The following is a 7045-nucleotide window of genomic DNA, read 5'->3' on the forward strand; positions in this document are numbered from 1 at the left end:
TTAGAAGTAGAAGTGTACTATTCTAGTTTCAATCTACTATACAATAAGAGAACGACTCAAAATTAAAAAGCTAGAGTTCCGCAATTGGAAATATCTAGCTTTTTTGTGGTTGAGAACTATTTTGTCTCAGGCTCTTTATCTTCTATTTAGGACAAGAGTTTTTCTTTGGTCTTTAATGATAAAGAAGGTATCAAAATTTCTAGTCTTCTTTTTTACCTTTAGTAACTACTAATCCTGCACTCAAACCTAGAAGAGCTAAACCTGCTGCTACTGCTGCTTGGCTTGCCGCACTACCTGTATTTGGTAACTGGGCTTTATTAGTTTGACTAGCTTCACTTGAATCAATTGGTTTTGTATCTGCTTTTTCTGACACTTGTGGTTTTTTAGCTTCTTGAGCTACTGGTTTGGTTCCAACCAAGATGATGCGGTCTGTCGGAGCTTCTACCACTTCACGGAGTTTTTCTTCCTTACTTCCATCAGGATTAATCGCTGTAAAGATACGTTCTTTACCAGTTTTTCCTTCTTGTTCTACACGAGTTTCACCTAGATACAGTGTTGAATCTTTTTTCTCAACTGTCTTGTATGCCAAATCTTTTTCAACAAATTCGAGTTTTGGAAAATCTTCTTGTACAGCAGCAACTGTCTTCTCAGAAACTGGTTTTTCCTTAGTCAACTGGATACGGTATTCCTTGACTTGTTTTCCACTTTCTGAAACGAGGCGAACAAGTACTGGAAGACTATCTTCTCCACTATCTACCACAGTCGAAGCTACTTGATTGTTTTCTTCAACTGAGACTTTTGGCCGTTGACCTTTATAGGTGATTTGGTAGTCTTGACGATCTTCAGCGAAATCAGCAAGTTCTTTTCCATCTACAAGAATCTTCGATTGAGTGCTTTCTTGAGGCAATTCGCTTGGTGCAAGGAAGGTCAGCTCAATCATCGCAACACCGCTCTTATCTGCTTTACGCTCCATACGCCATCTCATAGCTTTGGCTTTGATAGCTTTAAATGTTACGTTGATTTCATCACCAGCTGCAATGTCTTTATCCGCACGATAAGGCACAGCTTCCCAATTTTCTGGATTGTTAAATGGATGTCCAGATTCGTAGGCTTGGTAGTTTGAATAGTAGATAGGCACTTCAAAGTCTGGGCCGACATAACGTTCCAAAACAAGTTTAGATGGTGCATCTGTACCACTATCTACAAAGAACTGAACTTTTCCTTGTGCAACAGTCCGTTCTACAATCTTACCATTTTCACGGAAGATTACGCCTGCTGATACTTCTGGATTGGTAGACGGTCTTGCAGACCAGTTTGTCCAACGACGATTTTCTGAATGATCTCCGTCATTGAGATAATCCACACGGTCATGGGAGCTTCTATCAATATCGTTAGTGGCTGAAGCAAAGGCCTGGTTACTGTTTTCATCATACTCTGGGTTATCTGAAAGAGCTTCGCCTAGCTTGTCTGTCACTCGTACAGTGAACTCAGCAACAAGATCACTACCAAGAACATGGCCTCGAACGGTAAATTGACCTGCTTTTGTCAGATTTTCTGCTGGAACTTCTTCCCATTCAACTGACAAGTCTTTTGTTTCGTAGCCATCTTTACCTGTGAAGTAAACTGGAACCTTAGTCGGCAATTCAAGTGCTTGACCTACTTGTACCAAGCGAGCTTGTTTAACCGCAGCAACTGGTTTATAAGAAAGTAAGTTCTTATCCTTAGTGAAGTGCAGACGGTATTCTCCTAAGATGTCGCCATTTTCAGCTTTCGCGATGACACGAACTGGCTCACCTTCACGAACGCTTGGAACGACGGTAGCGAGGCCATTGTTGCTAACACTTGCTGTGACTGCCGTAACTTTTCCATCTACAGACTCAAGGTAGTAGTCTGTCAAATCAGGGTTGAAGTTTGCTAAGTCTTTGCCGTCAACTTGGATTCTTGTTTGTCCTTGTTTGGCTGCCGCAACTTGTTTCGCAAAGATTTGTACCTCTGTGATAGACGTTCCACGCTTGTTATCTGCTTTAACCATGCGAATACGAACAGCATAGGTTTCAACTTTATCAAAGCTAAAGTGGTTCATTTCTCCAGCCTTGAGTTGAGCAGGGGCTTTTAGATTAGTAACTGGTTTCCAGTTGGCAGAATTATTAAAGACATGGTCCTCATTACCAACAAAACTAGGGTTTTTAGGAGCTGTTGGGACAGTCTTACCAACATAATACTCAATCACATAAGACTTCGGTGCACCAACTCCATGGTCTTCGTGGAATCCGACACTTAGATTATCAACGGAGCGTTTGCTCAAGATACCTGAATCTCCAAACAGAACACCGACTGAAGCTTCTGGATTACTACGATTCCAGTTTGTCCAACGATTGGCTGGTTGGTTATTGTAGGAAATGAGCTTGTCATTAACATTTGAAACTGGGTCGCTTGGATTTGAATCTGAAGCAAAGGCAAGTGGCAATTCTGAACCGGTCCATTGGTCAGAAATGTTTACACCTTGCTCAGTTTGAGCAGATACGCGAACATGAAGTTTAGTTGTTAATCGCGTACCTTCTAAGCGACCATTAACTGTAAAGACACCTTCCTTAGCGTATTGCTCTGGACGAATCGCATCCCATGCAACCTTAGCTGATGAAACGTGACCATTTGAATCATATGTCCGAACGCTTTCTGGTAATTGTGGTGCTTCTGCGATTGGAGTTGTCACACTGACTTCTTCAACTGAAACGATACCTTCTACAGAGACTCTTGCACGCGCTTCAAGGTCAATTCCTTCAACTTTACCTAGTACTTCAAAGGTTTGATAGGAGTCTAGTTTTTCTTTCGGAATAGCTTGCCAAGTGACTTTGTGAGCTTTAGGGAAACCTTTGTCATACTCAACCGTTACTGTTGACGGAAGAGTAGGTTCTTGGTGTAAATCTGTCACTACATTTACTGGACGGATAGATTGCGCAATCTTCTTCTCAGTATTGGCCTGGATAGTGAGATCAACTTGGCCTTTAGCTCCCTCATATTCCGCTTTGAGAGTGACTGCTCCTGGCTTATGTAACTCAAGCATTCCTTTACGAATTGCGACTTCCCCTTCACCACTTGTAGAGAAGGTTACTTTATCAGCTGGTAATACAGCTTGCGTTCCATCTTGATAGTGAGCTCGAACCGACAATTTGACAGTTTGGTCTTCTTTGAGACTGTCAGCTTTTTCCACTTGCAAGCTCAAGTGAGCAATTTTTGGTGCTTCTTCAAGGAATTGAATTGCATAGGTTTGAAGAGGGCCACCATCTTTAGGCTGAATAAAGATGCTCGCACGCATGCCGTTTGCTGCGCTTGCTTGAAGAACTGTCACATCAGCATTTTCAGCACTTGCTGTGACTTCTGGCAGTTGGGCACCATAAGATAGAGTACGATATTGCATTGGTTGTCGACTAGTAAGACCTGTTACTGCCTCACCTCCAACAGTAACAGTTGGCACTACAGGTGCTGCAGCATTTCCTTCTTCTACCACAAGGGTTGCATGAATTGGTTGACCTTCTAAATAACCGGTCGCTTGAATACGAGAACCTGGAATTGCTAACTTAACTTTATCTTCTTCGGCAATCTCCCACTTGTCCACTTCATACTCTTGTACACTTCCATCAGTCAAAACATAGGAAACAGATTTGTCTACAGAATTCAAGTTAGTATTTGGAGCAATACGTTTAACTGTTGGTAATTCTTTCGCAATTGCTAGAACCTCGACATGAGCCTCTACCTCACGTCCATTTGCTGTACCTTTAACAGTCACAACTCCTGCTTGACTAACATCGACTTGAGACCAAGTTACTGGAAGTTTTTCACGACTACCGTCGCTGTATACAAAACCTACTGTTTTCGGCATTTTTGGTTCTTTACCAATTAATGTACGAACTCTTGCTACTTCTGTCCCCAAAACAGTCTTCTCTTGTCCTTCTTTCTTACCAGTAAAGACGGTAACTTGGTCCGATTTCAAGAGGTCTGAGTGGGCAGTCAGAGTGAATTTACCTGCTTGTTCAGTTGATTTAACGATGGCAACCCCTTTACCGTTAAAGGCTCTACGGATCCATGAACCATCTGCTTGCGCCTTATAGCGTTCTCGGCTGGCTTGTTCCCCATTATCGACACCGACTAGTTGACCTTGTCCATGCAATTGGAAACGAACCAAATTATTGGCAGTTGGTACAACATTTCCTTCACTGTCTACGATTTCGTAGTAGATGTAAGTCAAGTCTTTTCCATCTGCGGCGATGGCGTGTTCTTCCTTGACGAGGCGAACTCCTGCTGGTTGCCCTGCAGTGGTAATCTTGTCACGTGCAATTTCTTTTCCAGCTTCATCGCGAGCTACAGCTTCCAAGGTACCTGGTTGGTAAGCAACCTTCCACTCAAGATAGAGTTCCTTAGCATTCGCACCTTCTTGGTAGGTACGACCATCGCTGGTTTGTTTTTTGTTGAAGGTCTTAAGACCAAGAGATTTTCCATTCAAGAACAATTCTACACTAGAAGCATTCGAATAAGCACGAACTGGAATCTTACCTTCTGAGTCAGCTACTTTGGATGCTAATTCTTTGTTTTCCCAGTTCCAGTGAGGAAGAAGGTGTACCATCGGTTTCTTCTTAACAGAAACCCATTGGCTTTGGTAGAGATAGAAGTCATGTTTTGGAATGCCGGCTGTATCTACGATACCAAAGTAAGAGCTCTTAACAGGAGTTTGATTTTGGTTGTGCCATGGTGTAGGTTCACCAATATAGTCCGTACCTGTCCAGATAAACTGTCCAGCATAGCCAGCGTTGTCACGGTCAAAAGTCCATGAAGCGGTTGCTGTTTTCCCCCAACCCACACGATCATTCCCATAGTCAGACTGTTCATAATGACGCTCAGGTCCATTGCTATGTTTCAATTCACGTTCAGGGCGATAGTAACTTCCACGTGTACGGGTAGCTGAAGATGTTTCTGATCCATAAATCAACCATTTTGGATGCTTAGCTCTAAGGGCTTTGTAATTATCTTCAGAATAGTTAAATCCAACAGCATCGAGTTCATCAGCAATTTTCTCATGCCCTCCGCTACCATTACCGAAACGGAATTTATCTGCTCCCATGGTAACATAGCGAGTCTTATCAACATCCTTGATAACCTTGACCAAACGTTTAACAGTTGCTAAAGAGTGGGCATCACCATTAGCTTCACCTATTTCATTACCAATTGACCACATGAAGATAGCAGGGTTGTTTTTGCCTCTTTCGACCATGGTACGTAGGTCAAAATCAGACCATTTTTCACCTTTTCGAGCTTCTGGGTGAGTGGCATCTTTTTCAAAGAAACGTCCATAGTCATAAGGTTTCTTGCCACCATACCAAGTATCAAAGGCCTCTTCCTGAACGAGTAAACCTAGTTCTGCTGCGATTTGCAAGGTTTGCTCACTAGCAGGGTTGTGGGTTGTACGGATGGAGTTAACTCCCATCTCCTTCATTTGTTTGAGACGACGGTATTCTGCTTTATAGTTTTCTTCTGCTCCAAGCGCCCCATGGTCGTGGTGCAAGGATACTCCATGGAATTTAATACGTTCACCATTCAAAGAGAAACCTTCATTTGGAGTCCAGTGATAGTAACGGTAACCAAACAAATCCTTCTTAGCATCAACCAATTGACCGTCACGGTAAACACGCGTAATCAATTCGTACAAGGCAGGTTTGTCATTTAAAACGGTCCAGAGTTTTGGTCTTTCAACTTCTAAAATCGCATCTAGGCTTGTTGATTCATGTACTTTTAAGGTACGGCTCTCTGTACGTACTAGACCTGTCACAGCCTGACCACCACGTTCAACGATTTGATATTCTGCTACAAGTTCATGGTCTTTGTCGTCCGTATTGACGATTTTGCTGGTCACATGAGTTTCAACCTTGCCATGTTGTTGTTCTTCAAGTTTTGGTGTTAAAATAGTTGTCCCATTTTTCTCAACATGCACCTTATCTGTCACTTGTAAAGTCACATCACGATAGATACCACTTCCTGAATACCAACGGCTACTTGGCTGTTTGTTGACTGCATGGACAGCAATCACATTCTCACGACCATCTTTGTTCAAATAGTTAGTGATATCATATGAAAATTGGTTATAACCATTTGGATAATGCCCCACTAACTGACCATTGACATAAACTTGAGAATCCATGTAGACGCCATCAAAAGTAAGGCGAACATTTTTCTTGAGGTCTTTTTCATCTAGTTTGAAAGTCTTGCGATACCAAGCTTCCCCACCGTTAAGCTGTCCACCTTCATTTTGTGCAGGAGATTCATGATCGAAATCGTTAAAAATACTCCAGTCATACGGTAAATCCAATTTTTTCCACGTAGATACATCTGCATCCGGTTTAATGACTTCCTTAGAATTTGCATTGAGTTTAAAGTGCCAATTTTGATTAAAATCCACTTTCCTGTCTTCAATCATTTGATTCACTTCTTCATTTGTTACAGCTTTAGCATCTTCCCTAAGCGGTTTTTCTTGACTTGAAGCTTGTGATTCTATCCTTGGAGCTTTTTCTTCCGGTTTAGCAGACACTTTTTCCTCTTTTGGAGTTACGGCTTCATCTTCTTTCTTCTCAGATGCAATAGCCTCAGTTGAACTAGATTCACTTTGTTCTGTCCTTTCAACTACATTTTTAGTTTCCAAAGCTTTATCAGCCTTTTCTTCTACTATCGTTTTTTCCTCTTTAGGTTTCTCAGCAGTATGAGTAATAAGTGTTTCATCCGCATAAACTACAGATTCTCCAGCTATATTTCCTCCTAATAGAACTGCACAAGTCCCAATCATTACTGAGCAAGCTCCCACAGCAAACTTACGAATGCTATAAACTCTTTTCCGATTCCAATGGCCTTTCCCCATAAAACCCTCCTTATATTATATTTAGTGCAGTTAGCTACTGCCAAAGCCCAAGTGGTATACATTGTATGACAACCTAGTTTCAACAATTTACACTCTGTGAAAATCCAATTCAAACTTCGTCAGCGTCGCCTTGCCGTATGTATG

Annotated in this window: 1 protein-coding gene; it reads right to left on the bottom strand. The window is 41.9% G+C overall.

Features of this window, described 5'->3' with window-relative positions; all coding sequences use genetic code 11:
* Positions 1-199: 199 nt before the first annotated feature.
* Positions 200-6901 carry an LPXTG-anchored adhesin/beta-galactosidase BgaA gene (gene bgaA / locus HT693_RS09925; RefSeq protein WP_172925148.1) on the bottom strand — a complete coding sequence of 2234 codons (6702 nt, stop codon included), beginning with the start codon at positions 6899-6901 and terminating at the stop codon, positions 200-202.
* Positions 6902-7045 lie beyond the last annotated feature (144 nt).

Origin of the sequence: Streptococcus sp. 2154 (assembly GCF_013277255.1) — a bacterium.
Taxonomy (GTDB): domain Bacteria; phylum Bacillota; class Bacilli; order Lactobacillales; family Streptococcaceae; genus Streptococcus; species Streptococcus pseudopneumoniae.

Excerpts from the sequence above, each read along its gene's own strand:
- bgaA (WP_172925148.1), bottom strand. The coding sequence starts at position 6,901 with ATGGGGAAAGGCCATTGGAATCGGAAAAGAGTTTATAGCATTCGTAAG.